The organism is Maribacter sp. 2-571, assembly GCF_050589625.1.
In the GTDB taxonomy this organism is placed as follows: domain Bacteria; phylum Bacteroidota; class Bacteroidia; order Flavobacteriales; family Flavobacteriaceae; genus Pelagihabitans.
Genome location: NZ_JBNGOP010000003.1, coordinates 132,014 through 147,037, shown reverse-complemented (window position 1 = coordinate 147,037; position 15,024 = coordinate 132,014). Strand labels below are relative to the sequence as shown.

Below are 15,024 nucleotides of genomic sequence, written 5' to 3'. Positions count from 1 at the left end.
CACATATATGAGAACACATCAAATAGCGACCGTTCCCGGAGATGGGATCGGCAATGAAGTCATTCCCGCATCTCTTAAGGTGTTGGATGCCGTAGGCGCAAGTTGCGGCTTTCAAATGAACTATACCAACCACGACTTTTCCTGTGAACACTATAAAAAAACCGGGGCCATGATGCCAGCGGACGGCTTGGAGCGGCTTCGTGACAGTGACGGTATTTTTCTTGGGGCGGTAGGCTACCCGGGCGTACCCGACCATGTTTCGTTATGGGGTTTGCTCGTACCCATTCGCAGAACGTTTCAACAGTACATCAACCTCAGGCCCGTACGGCTTTTAAAGGGTGTGGACTCCCCATTAAAAAATCCTGGGGATGTCGATTTTTATATCGTCCGCGAAAACACCGAGGGGGAATACTCTTCTATTGGAGGTCGTTTGAACGAAGGCACCGAACACGAGATGGTGGTACAGGAAAGTGTATTTACGCGAAGGGGCGTCGATCGCGTTATGAAATATGCCTATACCTTGGCAGCGAAACGGAACAAAAAACTGGCAAGTGCCACAAAATCGAACGGAATCGTACATACCATGCCCTTTTGGGACGAACGTTTTCGCGAAGTCGGTAAAGCATATCCCGAAGTGGAGCAATCCCAATTTCATATCGATATCCTTAGTGCGCATTTTGTGGGTCGGCCGAGTACTTTCGACGTAGTGGTTGCCAGCAACCTTTTTGGGGATATTTTATCCGATCTTGGGCCGGCCATCGCAGGTGGTATGGGAATTGCGCCCGGTGCCAACCTCAATCCAGAAAAAGAATACCCGAGTATGTTCGAACCGGTACATGGTAGTGCCCCCGATATTGCGGGTAAAAATTTGGCCAACCCTATTGCTTGTTTTTGGACCGGGGCCATGATGCTCGATCATCTTGGAGAAACGGAAGGTGCCCTATTGATCTTAAATGCCATAGAAGCGTTGACTTCCGAAGGAAAGGTTCTTACCCGCGACCTTGGGGGGAATGCATCGACACAAGAAGTAACGGAGGAAGTTGTTGCGTGGATAAAAAAGGCCTAGTGCAGGTGTGGGAGTTCTGGGTGCTATTGGGTGCTAAAAAAAGTTCAAGCTCAAGTGTCAAGTTCAAGCGCAAATTCAGGACTAAACTATTCACTAATTGCTTTTACCATCCGATGAGCCACCTTGAATTGCTAATTGAAACAAGACCGCTTCGCTGAAAGAAAAAGGACAAAAGATTAAAAAAGTTCAAGTTCAAGTGGCAAGTTCAAGCACAAAATCAAACTCAGGTTAAAGAGGGAGCACTTTTATTGAACCGTAGTAGCCAGTAAGGTACTTGATACTGAATACTAGGTACTGGGTACTAAAAAGTGGTTAGTGGTTAGTGGTTGGTGGTTCGTGGTTGGTGGTTGGTGGTTGGTGGTTGGTCGATGAAAAAATAAATTCAACTTCAAGCGCAAATTTCAGACCATACTATTCACTAATTGCTTCTACCATCCAATAAACCACCGTCAATTGCTAATTGAAAAAAGACCGCTTCGCTGAAAGAAAAAAGACTAAAAAAGTTCAAGTGGCAAGCTCAAGCGCAACCTCCAATGCAAACTCAAAACGGATAAACTAAATTTGGTCGATTATTGCCCACTACTACTGACCACTTGGCTCTTTGTTCTTTTTGAATTTAAAAAACACTTGTTCTAGAACTTGGACCACCAATCGTTTTTGGAAAGCTGTTCCGTATTTAAATAGATAGCTTCCCCGATTTCCGGAACCGTTACCGGCACGCCCAATTCGGCCGCTTTTTGGGTTACCCGTTCTACCGGTTCCGTCCATGGATGCATCGCTAATTTAAAAGCTCCCCAATGAATGGGCATTATTTTTTTTGCTCCAACATCAACGCCTGCCTGCGCGGTCTCTTCCGGCATCATATGGATCTCCTTCCACAGTTCATTATACTGTCCGCATTCCATCATGGCAAAATCGAAGGGACCGTATTTTTTACCGATTTCCTTAAAGTGGTCTCCATACCCGCTATCGCCGCTAAAAAAGATATTTTCGGTTTCAGAGGCTATGATCCAAGAGCTCCATAAGGTTTTTCCTCGATCCCGAAATCCACGTCCTGAAAAGTGTTGTGCCGGTGTGCATACGAATTTTAGGTCTTGGAAAGGTGTTTGCTCCCACCAATCGAGCTCCATGATTTTTTTGTCCGCTATTCCCCAATCTCTCAGGTATGGCCCTACGCCCAAGGGCACATAAAAGACACCTACTTTATCCTTGATCAATTGAATGGATTCATAATCCAAATGATCATAGTGATCGTGCGAGAAGAGCACTGCATCGATCTTGGGCAACTTCTCTATTTCAATGGGCAATTCGGTGCTAAAACGATTGTTTCCCAACCAAGGATGGGGTGCTGGCACTTTTCCGAACATGGGGTCAAGAAGTAAATTCTTTCCGTTTATTTGAAGAAGAAAGGCCGAATGGCCAAACCAGATCATACGGGTAGGCCCTTCGTAATCCGCTATGGTAACCGAGTCAATTTTCTGGACCGCTACATCCTTGTCAGGTTGTGTATTGGGAGTAGGGCCAAAATAGCCTTTTAGGCCTTTGAACATTTTTCCAATTCCCATTTCCATTTGAACATTGTTCCTGTTTACGAATACGCCGTCCGTATAATTTTCAGATCGGGCATAACGTTCTTTTTCCGCTTTGGTCGGGGAACCCCCAAATTGCGGACTGATATACATAAAGAGTACTGTCGCAATGGTTATAAACACCACCAATCCCAATAAGAACCATCCCATTTTTTGAAGTATTTTTTTAACGCGACGCATGAAAGGGCAAGTTAGCTAAATCTACATTACCGCCCGAAATAACGATTCCCACTTTTTGATTTTTAAAAACCGATCGCTCGCGAAGCAAAGCGGCAACGGTGACGGCGCTTGAAGGTTCTATAATGATCTTCATACGTTCCCACACCAAGCGCATGGCGGTAATGATTTCCTCCTCGGCAACCCGAACAATGCCGGTAACATGTTGTTGAATAATGGGAAAGTTTACATCGCCCAAGGTGGTCCGCAATCCGTCTGCGATGGTGTTAGTGGTTTCGTTACCTTCCAGGATGCCGCTTTGCAAAGAGCGATAGGCATCGTCCGCTTCAAAAGGCTCCCCTCCGAACACCTTGCATCCATTTCCAAAATAATGTGCCGCAAGGGCCGACCCTGCAATAAGTCCACCACCGCCTACCGGACAAAAAATTGCATTTAAATTGGGGCGCTCTTCCAACAACTCCATTGCCGCGGTGCCCTGACCAATAATAACGTTCAATTGATTTGAGGGGTGTAAAAAAGTAGCACCGGTATCCTTTGCAATGGTATCCGCCATGTTCTGACGGGCTTCCAAAGTGGGTTCGCATTCATAAATACGCCCACCATATTCCAACACCCCGATTTTTTTAACCTGTGGCGCGGAGGTGGGCATTACAATATGGGCGGTAATCCCCAAGCTTTGTGCTCCCAAGGCCACTGCTTGGGCAAAATTCCCCGAAGAATGGGTAACCACCCCTTTGCTTCGTTGCTTTTCGGTCAATTGTAGCATTGCATTGGTAGCACCGCGCATTTTATAGGCCCCGGCCCGTTGAAAGTTTTCACACTTAAAATATACCTCGGCACCTACTTCTTTGTTGATCAGACGGGATGACAATACTTGGGTATTATGAACGTAGGGTTTGATGCGGGTGTGGCAGTCTATTAGGGTTTGCGCGTTCATTGAACTTCTTTTTTCAAAAGTAGCAACTTTAATAACGATGGATAGGGTGACATACCGGCAAAACAGGGCAACTGCACTGTAGACCGATCTCCTCCTTCTTGGTTTATCCTAAGCGAAGCGGCATCTTACCGCATCATTTACTAATCCTTTTCATCTTTTTAAAATTTTGTAGTCTGCTGGAAATGAAGAAACTAAAAATTTCTGCAAATTCAGTAATTCGCATAAACTTATTTTAATCATCTCGGTAGGGTATGCTTAAAAAAGTTTATGCTCATTTCATAAAAAGCAATTTAAGGCAAATCTTCCCCATAACGGGTGGCCGCCCGATTCAGTTTTATCCGAATTCGTTTCCGCAACCGCTCGGGCTTCAATACTTCCAAGGCCTCTCCAAAACCTAACAATAACCGTTCAAGTTCGTAGTTGAGCTTTACCAATAGCGTAACTTCAATGCTGCCGTCCTCGTTTTCCTTAACAACGCGCTGGGAGTGGTGTAAGGGTTTTGTTACCACATATGGAGCGTTGCCCTTATCGACCCATACCTTTACCACGGAAGGCCTTTCCCGGTTTACCGTAACACCCACCACATCCATATAAAAGGTATCGGCATCAAAATTACCAACAGCGTAGTCGGTTTGAAAATCCAGGTCCAATGCCAGAATTCGATCCAACGCAAAATTCAAGATAACCTTGCCCTTATCATCGGCCCCGATCAAAAACCAGCGGTTATTGAACTCTTTTAACAAGTAAGGATGGAACTTAATAATACTGGGCTTTTTCGCCTTAAAGGATTGGTAGGTGATATCCAATACCACCTTTTTTTGAATCGCGCGATAAAGCTCGTCCAACCAATGTAGCCCTTTTAGGTTTTCATTTTTGTCCAGGTGGATGATGGCCGACTGGTGGGTCTTTTCGGTATACACGGTATCTTCCAAGCGTTGAATGATACCGCCCAGTTCGGAAAACAGCGAAAAGTCCTTGAACTGTTTTAACATTTCCACCGTTTCGGAAAGTACGTCCATATCGTTTTCCGTTATGGGAATATTGGTGATGGAAAAACCATCATCCGCATAACGGTAGTACTTTTTCCGATAGACTTCTATAGGCGCATTATACCCCAATTTGTCGCTGCGCATCAGTTGAATGTCCAATTGTACGGTACGCTTGCTTACATTGATATCCCTGTCCTCATACTCATATAGGGCATCTGAACAGGCTTCGATCAAATCGTCAAGCGTCCATTGGCGATACCGGTTCTGTAGGCACTTGTCAATGGTCTTGTATCGGATAAGGGCATTTTTGTTAAGGGCCATTTTAAAGCGTTTCTAGTTCTTTTTTAATATTGCTCCGCGCTTTGATTTCAAATCGATCACGGAAAAATTTGGTGCTATAGATAAAATCCTTTTCCAAAAAGTGATCAAGCACCTTTTTCCTACCCTTGCGATATATAAAACCGGGAACGGCACTATACTCTTTTCGTATTTGTTGGGTGTATACATGATATCGGTCCCAAGACCGACCCAAAATACCAATATCAAAGTCGATCATCCATTTTTCATCTTCATTATCCTTGGGCTTATGATCTTTGGTGACCATAATAAGATTACAAATACGATCGATACAGCTATCGTTCAACCGATATGATTCCAAATGGGCTCTCACAAGTTCCGCACTCTTCAACTCGTTCTTTTTACTCCATATATCATAGATAATATCATGATAAAACAGGGCGCAAGCCACCTCATTTGGATACTTTAACTCGGTGTTATAGTCATCATAATAAGCGAACAACGCCCTTATATGCTCCAGATTGTGATAGTGCCTATGTGTTTCGTTATACTTGTTGGTCAACTCGATCCATAGGTTATCTACACGAGTTTCATCGGTTACCCAAATCGTATGTAATGACCTAAACCTTTGCTCCAAATTCATTTGATCCTTTGACTTAAAGATAGTGTATTTCATAACTACGCAAAATGATTGCGCAGAAAGATGTGAAGTTTGTACCGGAATCATAAAGAAGCCAGTTCGCCGACTTCCTGTAGCGCCCCGCCGAACGCTTGGAGTCGGTGGGGCACCTAAAAGAAAACAAGATGAAAGATATCGTAAACATTACCGGAAAAACATTGATCGCATTGGGCTTTAAATCGGGGAAATGGTTCCCTGAAGCCATTGCCCATATCAATACAAACCAATTGGAAGAGGCCGCAATGTTGGCCTATTTGGAACAGTTTCGTCCCGGCCCTATTGTTGAACTGCATTCGGAACCCATTCCCTTCGCCATTAATATAAAGGCGGAAAACGAATTGGAGGAGACCAACGTTGCATCGGTACTTACCACTATGCAACTGTTAATGAAGACCCCGACGATCCTAGCCGGAGCCGTAATGCCCGATGCCTGCCCGGCCGGGCCAAAAGGGACCATTCCCGTCGGTGGGGTGGCCGTTGCCAAAAATGCCATCCACCCCGGAATGCACAGTGCCGATATCTGTTGCTCCGTAATGTTGACCAATTTTGGCGACGCCGACCCAAAGGCAGTTTTGGATGCCGCACACGCCAGCACGCATTTTGGTCCGGGCGGACGCGATAGAAATACACAATACCGTTTCCCGACCGAGTTATTGGAAGCTTTTAAGGCCAACTTTTTGTTGAACGATGGAAATATGATCCAAGCCGCAAGATCCCATTTGGGAACACAAGGCGATGGTAACCATTTCCTTTTTGTGGGGAAGTCGAAAAAAACGGGAAACACCATGTTGATCACCCACCATGGTTCCCGTGGCCCCGGAGCGCGTTTGTATACCAAGGGAATGAAAATTGCGGAGCGGTTTCGCAGGGAAATCTCCCCTGCCACCTTCAAACAAAACGCTTGGATCCCTTTTGATACGGAAGAAGGGAAAACCTATTGGGAAGCTTTGCAAATCATTCGCGCATGGACCAAGAAAAACCACGAAGTGATCCATGATGCTACCTTGACGGCGTTGGGAATGGAAGCCCAAGATCGCTATTGGAACGAACACAACTTCGTTTTTAAAGAAGGGGAGCTGTTCTACCATGCCAAAGGGGCCACTCCTTTGGATGCCAAATTTATGCCCGATATTACGGGGCCTCGTTTGATTCCATTGAACATGGCCGAACCGGTATTGATCGTCGAAGGTGCCACTACCAAGACCAATCTTGGTTTTGCGCCCCACGGAGCGGGTAGGAACATGAGTAGAACCCAATACAAAAAGAACAAGGCCGAATTCACTAATGAGGACGTATTTGCCGAGGAAACCAAAGGTTTGGATGTCCGTTTCTTTTCGAAAGAAATCGACGTTTCCGAATTGCCGAGCGCCTATAAGGATGCTACCACTGTACGCACCCAAATGGACGAATATGGCTTAGGGACCGTTCTGGACGAAGTGATGCCCTATGGTTGTATTATGGCCGGGGATTGGGAAAAGAACGCGCCTTGGCGAAGGAAAAGAAGAAAATCTTTAAGGTAATAAAAAAGGGTTGTAACCTAACGGATACAACCCTTCTTATAAACGCATAGTTTATCAATTTTCCATTTTGTTTGGAGATACGGAATGGTTTTATTGATCCCTGGTAGCGACCCAAATTTCACTTGCAAAACCAGGTGCGCCCCCGAATGGATAATTTCCAACAACTCTACCAAAACCTACTCCAACTTCAGATTTTATGAATCTTCTGGAAGAGCTTGTATAATATTGTTTTGCTGGCACCTTTGTTTCATTTCCATTGGAGATTCCTCGTACATAGCCGCGCATGGCATTTATTGCTCTTGAAGTAGAGGCCACCAAGTACTGCCCTCTTTTCGAAGCAGGGTAACTATTTGAACGGAATAAAAAGTCGCAATCTGAGGAATTTCCCCCAAAATTGACGCGTCCTACATATCCAATGCCATAATAACTGGTATATCTATCTACAGAGGAGCGTCTATATCTATAAAATGGATACGTCCCACGATTATCCCATGTTCCACTAGGGCAATAGGCGCCTCTTCCCATTTCGAAGTTTTCCGATTTGTACTTTTCCTCTGTGGCGACACCATCGAATGCAGTACCTAGTTTTTCAGATTGCGCTTGCGCGTACGATTTTCCAGTTTCTTCCTGTAGATTATTGTTGACCTCCAATAGCATGGCCACCCGGGTATCAACTTCGGCAGCATCCATGCCACGGCCCTTCATTATTTCACCCCGCAACTTAAAAAATTCTTTCATTTGTTCACTATCCAAGGTCAGATATGCATCCGCAATTTCATTCATTTCGCCCCGATCCAGGTCGGGATTGTCGTAGTTTTCCGCAATGTACTTCACCGTGTATTCCGTGTCGTTCACGGCTTCCATATTTACCGTTTCCTCCTCTTTTTGGCATGAGCCCGCTATGAACACTGTCATGCCGATAATTAATAGATTTTTTGTTTTCATTTTTAAAAGTTTAGGGGTTACAATTTTGGAATCTGTACAGTTCCAGTTAGATTATGGTGCAAGGTTCTCAATATTCGGCAACAACCATTCACAAAAATGTACGGTCCTTTCTGAAAATTGCGATTAAATGAGGGTTCCATTAATTTAAGATGAAACGAACATCCAACACCCTCCAAAAAATTGCATGCCAATAGGATTTCCTTCAAATTGGAACACCGATTTATGAATCGGATACGTTCTTAAAACGTATGAAAAGGGGTTGCTACTTTAGCGTTATGAGTTTGAGTTATCATACAACCAGAAAGCGCTATTGAAAAATCCTTGGACATGCATAGGCAACATATGCAGAAAAATAATATGCTCACGGGAGAACAAACGAAATAGGGCTATTATCAGCTTAAACCAAGTTGATAAAAACCCTACTTCTATATTTCAACAATCTTTCTAATGGACCTCTTTCGTTTGGTAAATGTTAGTATGCAAAAGAAGTTACCCAAATCTGTCTTGCAAAGGTATTCGCACCTCCAAGGGGGTAGTTAACGTTAATTCTATCGGCTCCTATGCCTACTTCTGCGTACAGGCTTCTTCTAGATGAACTGTACCATACTTCCCTTCCCAGAACTTCCGTGGCATTCTTGCTATAAATACCTAGAAAAGTTCCCGTCATGGCATTCATTGCCGCCGCGGTACTGGCCACCAAATAATTTGTCCTGCGACTCTCTACATATCGCGTCGATCGAAACATCATATCGCAATCAGGAGAATTTCCACCAAAATTCCGAAATCCTACGAAGTACATAGCATGATATTGTGCGGCCGTTGCAGGACCTTGGTACCTATAAAAGCGCCAGTTTGTCGTTTTATACCAATTACTGCAAGATGAATTACGAGCAACCTCTTGCCCTTTTTCGTCCAGATTTGCTTCTACTAGCTTTTCATAGTAGCGCGCACTGACCTTAGCGACATCTGCTTGGCTATATGACTTACCTGTTTCCTGAAATATTTCATCGTTCACTTCAAGTAAAAGCTCCAATTTTGCGTCAACATCTTTAGTGTCCGAACCTTCAGCCTTCATGATTTCGGCCCTCATTTGAAAATACGCTTTCATCTCCTCTACATCTAGCTCAAGGTATGCGTTTGCCACTTTTGTCTTTTCTTCTTCCGTTAAATCTGGGTTATAATAATTCTCCGCAATATATTTTACGGTCAGCTCCGTTTCTTGAGCGGTTTCCACGCTTGGGGTTTCTTCTTCTTTTTGGCAGGCCGTTACCAGGAACAATGCCATACCGATTACAAGTAAATTCTTTGTTTTCATTTTAAAAGTTTTAGGGTTTATAGTCGACCTCAATGCCGGACCATTCGTATTAGAGCGCAAGTTGGCCAATCCAAAGCAATACAAGTTGACTATAGTTAGAGGTAGTTGATCAAAAATGAGATTAAAAACGCCTTAACTGATATTTTAACCCGGATTATGTATTAAAACTTCGTTATGAAGGTTGAAAATGCAATAAAGCCTAACATTTTACAAGTTTTTGCAGAGCATCGCTCTGGTTAAATTTGAAAATGTTGCGAAGCTTAGGATTTGAAGCATCTTCAAGCTATAATAGATTTTTTAATGCATAATGCGGGTTTAACATAGTAGCGCCTCACAAAAGGAGTTTACTAAAGTAAATACCATGCTAAGCGCGATGCTCCATTTTAGTAATTAAAGGACTTCGCTTTCATACAGGTGTCGGCGCCAAACGAACAATACAGGTAATCTGTAAACGGTGATACAGGGCATTAGTGTGCTCTACAAGAACTACCGGTGCATACGGTCTAAAATATCGATGATCTCGGCTTTTTTTCGAACGGAAACCGGAACGTTCTCCCCATTTTTGAGCATGAGGTACCCCCCGTCCGTTTTTATATAGGCACTAATGTATTGTAGGTTTACCAAGTGACTTTGGTGAATGCGCACAAAATCGTAGGCCTTCAACATTTCGGAGAAGTACTTTAAGGTTTTGGTGACAAATATCTTGCGTTTGTCCCGTAGGTGAAAAATGGTATTGTTGCTGTCCGATGCACAGCGTACAATATCGTCAAGACTTACAATAATAATCTGATCCAGCGTGTGCAACGATATTTTATCCGGCTTTTGTTCCGGGGCCGAAATGGTATCCTTTAGTATTTGCAGACGTTCCCCGTTGGGCCGTAACTGTTCCTTTGCCCGCGCAATGGCCAATCCAAGGTCGTTTTGATCATAGGGTTTCAATACATAATCGATGGCCGCAAACTTAAAGGCCCGTATGGCGTACTCATCACTGGCCGTGACGAAAATAATCTTTGATGTAAGTTCCGGGAAAATTTCCAACACATCAAAACCGGTACCGTCGCCGAGCATAATGTCCAAAAATAAAATATCCGGTTGGTTTTTCCGTAGTACTTTCGCCGCTTCTACCACGCTTTGGGCCGTTGCGATAATTTCGATTTCGGGATGTCGGGTTTCAATGTCCTTTTTCAAAAGGGCAAGGGCATCGGACATGTCTTCTACAATAATGGCGGTTAGCATAGGGCTTCTAGTTGTTATATCGGTCTATATTGAAAATTACATTATACCACTTTAACTTTGAAAAAACACCATTTTAAAAGTCGGTCACCAGGGGAATGGCAAAGGCAATGCGCGTTCCTCCGACCGTCCCATCTTCTTTTTTTACTTCATCGATCTGTAAGCTTTCCTTTCCGGATATGGACTCCAAACGTTCTTTTGTTACTACCAATGCCATGGACTGGTGGTCGGTTTTCGCCTTTTTTTGTTGGGACGAAAAAATGCCCATACCGTTATCCGAAACCGTGCAATGCAAATGGGTATCGGTGGTATGGAAGGCTACTTGCAATACCCCTTCCCTAGTTCCTTTTAGTATGCCATGCCTGATGGCATTTTCCACAAAAGGCTGTATCAGCATTGGCGGAATCAAAATTTCCTCGGCACCGGGCGTTGTTTTTACGTCTATGGAATGGGTAAACGGCTTTGGGGCCATTAACTTTTCTACAGCGATATAATGTTCCAGCGTTTTTACTTCTTGGTCCAGGGCAATCGTTTCCTTTCGGGAATTGGTTAGCGTATCCCGAAGCAACACCGCAAAACTGTTTATGGTGGTATTCATTTTTTCCGGTTTATCGGTCGCCATCGCTTTGATTCCGTTGAGCACGTTAAAAATAAAATGCGGGTTCATTTGCAGGCGCAATGCTTTTTGCTCCAAGGTGAGCAGGTAATTTTGCGTTTTCAAACGTGCCTGTGCCGCCCTGTTTTTGGATTTTAATTTTTGAACGTACCACCATACCAAACTTAATAGCACCATAAGCACCGATGCCAGTACGGTCCATTGAAACCAATTTTTCTTGTACAGCGGACTATCGATAAAAAAGCGGAACGCTATGGGGTCGCTCTCTTCCCAGCTGTGGTTTCGGGACTGTACGGAAAAGGTATGTGGCCCATAGGCCAGACCGGCAAAATTTTGCTGTCGCGACGCGCTCCAAGGGCTCCATTCGTTATCGTCCAACTTGAAACGATATGCAATGGCGTTCGGATGGTCCAAGTCTACGGTCCTGAAGGAAAAGCCCAATTGCGTTTGATCGGGGTTCAGCTGTAGTACCTTGTTACTGTTGGTCCATTGCCTCAGATCAATGGAGTCAATGGCCTTATACGCTTCTTCTACCCCTGTAAAATAAACCCTCGGGGGTAAGGATGTTCTGGTGTTTTGACTAGGGATGTGTTTGGTCAATCCGTAGATCGCACCGAACCAAAGGTTGCCCTTCCCGTCCTTGTCCACGGCGTTCAAACAGGTTTCTATCCCTAAAAAACCATCGTTCCTACCAAAGTGGTATACCTCCATAATTTCGTTGGAGGCGTTCAACACTATCTTATCCACACCCTTTTCGGTGCCTGCCCATAAATTTCCTTCATCATCAAAAATAAGTTGGTAAATGTTATTGGAAGCGCTGTTTTTTGCACCCTTGAGTTGCTGAAAATTATCGGGTGTGCCGCTATTGGAATACCAAATACCTTTCCCTGAAGTTCCGAGGAACAACCTGTCGTTATGGAAGCGCACCGTTCCTATGGCCGTAAGCCCTTCCAGCGGCGTATCGAGCATGGTCAACTTACCCGCTTCAATATAGCCCAAATGTCCGTTCTGAGAGGAGAACCATAACCGACCACTTTCATCTTTTACCATATCCTTGAGCAGCAGATCGGTCATTCCCTCCCGTTTTCCGAAGGTTTTGCGGATTACCAGACTGTCATTGCCCGAAAAGTAATTGAACTTTACAATTCCGTTGGCATAGGTAGCCGCCCATACGTATTCATCGTCAACGACCAGTTTTCGGATCCAGTCGGAAGGAAAACCCTTGCGTTCGTCAATACTATGTTCGGTGGTCCGGGTTACCGGTATGGTGTCTATTTGAATTTGAAAGGAATTTCGGGATCGGAGCACTAAACTATCCGTGGTTTTTGTTTCGCGGAAAAGGATGCCCCTATCGTCGGATCCGGCCCAGATGTTCCCATTTGCGTCACTGGCAATGGTCTTGATCTTTACCTTGTAAAAAGGGTTTTTATTGGGTAACGGATGTATGCCCGAGGAGTCTATTTTTGTAAGTCCGGCCTCCGAGCTGGACAACCAGATCTCATCCTTTGCGCGGTGTACCGCGTAAATACGGTTTCCCTTTAAACCGTTGCGTTTGTCATAATGCACAAAATTGTTTTGGAAGTACTTGTACAGTCCCCCTCCGGAGGTAGCGATCCAAAGATTGTTTCGGGAATCGCAAAACACTTTTCGAACGTGGGGTGCCGCCAAACCGTTACCGGTGTGCAATTGTTTTACCACATCAAAATTTTTGGTTTCGATAACCGAAACTCCATTATGGGTAGCCATCCATAACTGGTTTTTGTAAACGGACATGCTGTTGACACCGAGCGGCTCGGGCATCAGAAACGTATTCTTGGGGTTTTCTTGATCCATAACGAACACCCCATCATCAAAAGTAGCCGCAATGATCTTTTTGTTATGCTGTAGTACCGCGGTAAAATTATTGGACTCCAATTTGCTGATTTCACCGGCGGTAGCGTTCAACGCATTGCATTTCCAGAGTCCGTTATCGGTGGCCAACCAAAAATGGTCCCCATCAAAATAAATGGTGTTGATGCTACTGGCATCTATTTCAGGATGTATCGGTATTTTTTTGGGTCCCGATTTTTGGGAATAGGCATATATGCCTTTTCGTGTTGCGAGATATAGGTTGTTTTTATACCGATAGAACTGCTGTATTAAAGGAATTTCATAATTGGTAAAACCACGCTTTGTTTTTATGGAAAGTCCTCTGTTGGCTCCAACGAACACCGAATCGTTGGCGCTGTGCAGGGCATGGATATAGTTGGAAAGCAGTCCATCATTCTCGTTCCATACCGAAAAGGTTTCGCCATCGAAATTTGCGAGGCCGCCCCCTTGGGTTCCTAACCATAAAAACCCTTTTTCGTCCTGTGCCACATCGTACACCTGCGACTGGGGCAAGCCCTCGGCTATCGTATACGGGCGCAACTGGCTATTTTGTGCGACTAACTGTTCCGCATATACGAAACATAAACACAAAAAAAGGTATGTTAGGCTCTGGTTCAAAAGACTAGAATTTCCATTAGTTGGACCGTAGATTAAACGAAAATAAGGCTATAATATTTGATATAGCGTTGTCTCTTCGGCTACTGGCATACGGTACTCTTCGTTACAATGACTCAAAACCGGCTCCAGTACACAAAGCACGGTCGTTTTTGCTTTGATCGTCATTTTTTTTCCTTGAACTTCGCTCTTCCAACGGAACTTTTCCAGAGGGATATTCAATTCCAAAAGGACTTCGGCCATTTCCGGGGATTCCGCCACCCAATCCATAATGGCCTCGCGGCCGTCCAGTACGGGCACTTCCGAAACCGTATCGAAACTAAATTCCCAGGTAACGGGAATGTTGAACTTAAAACTGTATGCTTCCCCAAGGGTAGCTTCACGACGGGTTTTCATGGCTTTGCGCCAATCAATTTTTGTTTCCGGGTAAGCCGATCGGAACGCTTTGGTAAGCGCCAACGGTCCGGGAGATTCCGCAGTGGGGTAATACCCATAATAGGGTTTGGCCAAATAATGCCCTGCAAACTTTCCGCCAAATACGTTAAAGTAGGCAGAAGCATAGACCTTTGGCGAAACCGTACCACTCAAGGTTCTTTTTAATTCCTGTAGCAGCTTTACATTCTCGCCCAATCCACAGGAATGGAACATTACTTTAGTTTCTGGGTGTATTCCCCTTTTCAGTTCCGGTATTTTATGTTCCCCTTTGGCCTGCAGTAAGGTTTTTACCGTTATACGTTGCCCGTTCTTTGTGGTTTTTAGGGACATTCCCATCCATGCATTGCTATGGCTAACAATATGTACCTCATCAAAATTTATTTGGGCCGATCGGTTCAACCAAGTGATGACCTCCTCCAGGGAAAAGAGCCCTTTTACTACGGGCAGGCCTTGCTCCACAAAGTAGTTTTCCGCATTGGTATAATACGTATTGTCACCTTCATCAAAACCGGTTATGAACACCACCGATCTCTTTGTTTCATTCGCTAACACAGGCATAGGGGCAATCGTCCCTAAAGTTTGCGACAATGGTTTGCCATAACCTAACAACAATACCAAAACGAATACTAACGTATGGAGCTTTTTCATTTTTGATTTTTTTGGACGGGTACCCTCGCCCCATGAGTTTTTACAAATATCTGGTCTTGAAATAACGCAAAAAAGGCGCTTTTACAGGCGACGC

General features: G+C 44.4%; 11 protein-coding genes. 2 read left to right on the top strand and 9 right to left on the bottom strand.

The features are described 5' to 3' along the window. Window positions 1-7: 7 nt before the first annotated feature. Window positions 8-1,066 (top strand): tartrate dehydrogenase, encoded by a 1,059-nt coding sequence (locus ACRD7P_RS03235; protein ID WP_430906053.1) that lies wholly within the window; start codon window positions 8-10, stop codon window positions 1,064-1,066. A 632-nt stretch (window positions 1,067-1,698) separates the two neighbouring features. Here the strand turns inward: ACRD7P_RS03235 and ACRD7P_RS03230 are convergent. The 4 genes from ACRD7P_RS03230 to ACRD7P_RS03215 all read right to left on the bottom strand — a co-directional run bounded on the left by ACRD7P_RS03230 (window position 1,699) and on the right by ACRD7P_RS03215 (window position 5,731). Next, the gene (locus ACRD7P_RS03230; protein ID WP_430906052.1) at window positions 1,699-2,805 is read right to left on the bottom strand and encodes an MBL fold metallo-hydrolase; all 1,107 of its coding nucleotides are present in this window, start codon (window positions 2,803-2,805) and stop codon (window positions 1,699-1,701) included. Window positions 2,806-2,821: 16 nt separating this feature from the next. Then, a complete protein-coding gene (locus tag ACRD7P_RS03225) occupies window positions 2,822-3,769 on the bottom strand; it encodes a threonine ammonia-lyase (RefSeq protein WP_430906051.1) in 948 nt (315 codons plus the stop codon). A 290-nt stretch (window positions 3,770-4,059) separates the two neighbouring features. Further along, window positions 4,060-5,079, bottom strand: coding sequence for a helix-turn-helix transcriptional regulator (locus tag ACRD7P_RS03220; protein ID WP_430906050.1), 1,020 nt, complete (start codon window positions 5,077-5,079; stop codon window positions 4,060-4,062). Between the two features lies 1 nt (window position 5,080). After that, window positions 5,081-5,731 (bottom strand): HD domain-containing protein, encoded by a 651-nt coding sequence (locus tag ACRD7P_RS03215; protein WP_430906049.1) that lies wholly within the window; start codon window positions 5,729-5,731, stop codon window positions 5,081-5,083. A 128-nt stretch (window positions 5,732-5,859) separates the two neighbouring features. On the opposite strand from ACRD7P_RS03215, the gene ACRD7P_RS03210 reads away from it, so the two are divergent. Continuing rightward, on the top strand, window positions 5,860-7,254 hold the full coding sequence (locus tag ACRD7P_RS03210; protein ID WP_430906048.1) for an RtcB family protein: 1,395 nt from the start codon (window positions 5,860-5,862) through the stop codon (window positions 7,252-7,254). A gap of 90 nt (window positions 7,255-7,344) precedes the next feature. Here the strand turns inward: ACRD7P_RS03210 and ACRD7P_RS03205 are convergent, their stop codons facing one another. From ACRD7P_RS03205 to ACRD7P_RS03185, 5 genes are all read right to left on the bottom strand, one after another. Continuing rightward, window positions 7,345-8,199: a hypothetical protein gene (locus ACRD7P_RS03205; RefSeq protein WP_430906047.1), complete on the bottom strand. Its 855-nt coding sequence runs from the start codon at window positions 8,197-8,199 to the stop codon at window positions 7,345-7,347. A gap of 472 nt (window positions 8,200-8,671) precedes the next feature. Beyond that, on the bottom strand, window positions 8,672-9,514 hold the full coding sequence (locus tag ACRD7P_RS03200) for a hypothetical protein (protein ID WP_430906046.1): 843 nt from the start codon (window positions 9,512-9,514) through the stop codon (window positions 8,672-8,674). Window positions 9,515-10,000: 486 nt separating this feature from the next. Next, a complete protein-coding gene (locus tag ACRD7P_RS03195; protein WP_430906045.1) occupies window positions 10,001-10,750 on the bottom strand; it encodes a LytR/AlgR family response regulator transcription factor in 750 nt (249 codons plus the stop codon). Between the two features lie 73 nt (window positions 10,751-10,823). Beyond that, on the bottom strand, window positions 10,824-13,823 hold the full coding sequence (locus ACRD7P_RS03190) for a ligand-binding sensor domain-containing protein (protein WP_430906044.1): 3,000 nt from the start codon (window positions 13,821-13,823) through the stop codon (window positions 10,824-10,826). 75 nt (window positions 13,824-13,898) lie between these two features. Further along, complete coding sequence (locus ACRD7P_RS03185) at window positions 13,899-14,930, bottom strand: hypothetical protein (protein WP_430906043.1); 1,032 nt, start codon at window positions 14,928-14,930, stop codon at window positions 13,899-13,901. Window positions 14,931-15,024 lie beyond the last annotated feature (94 nt).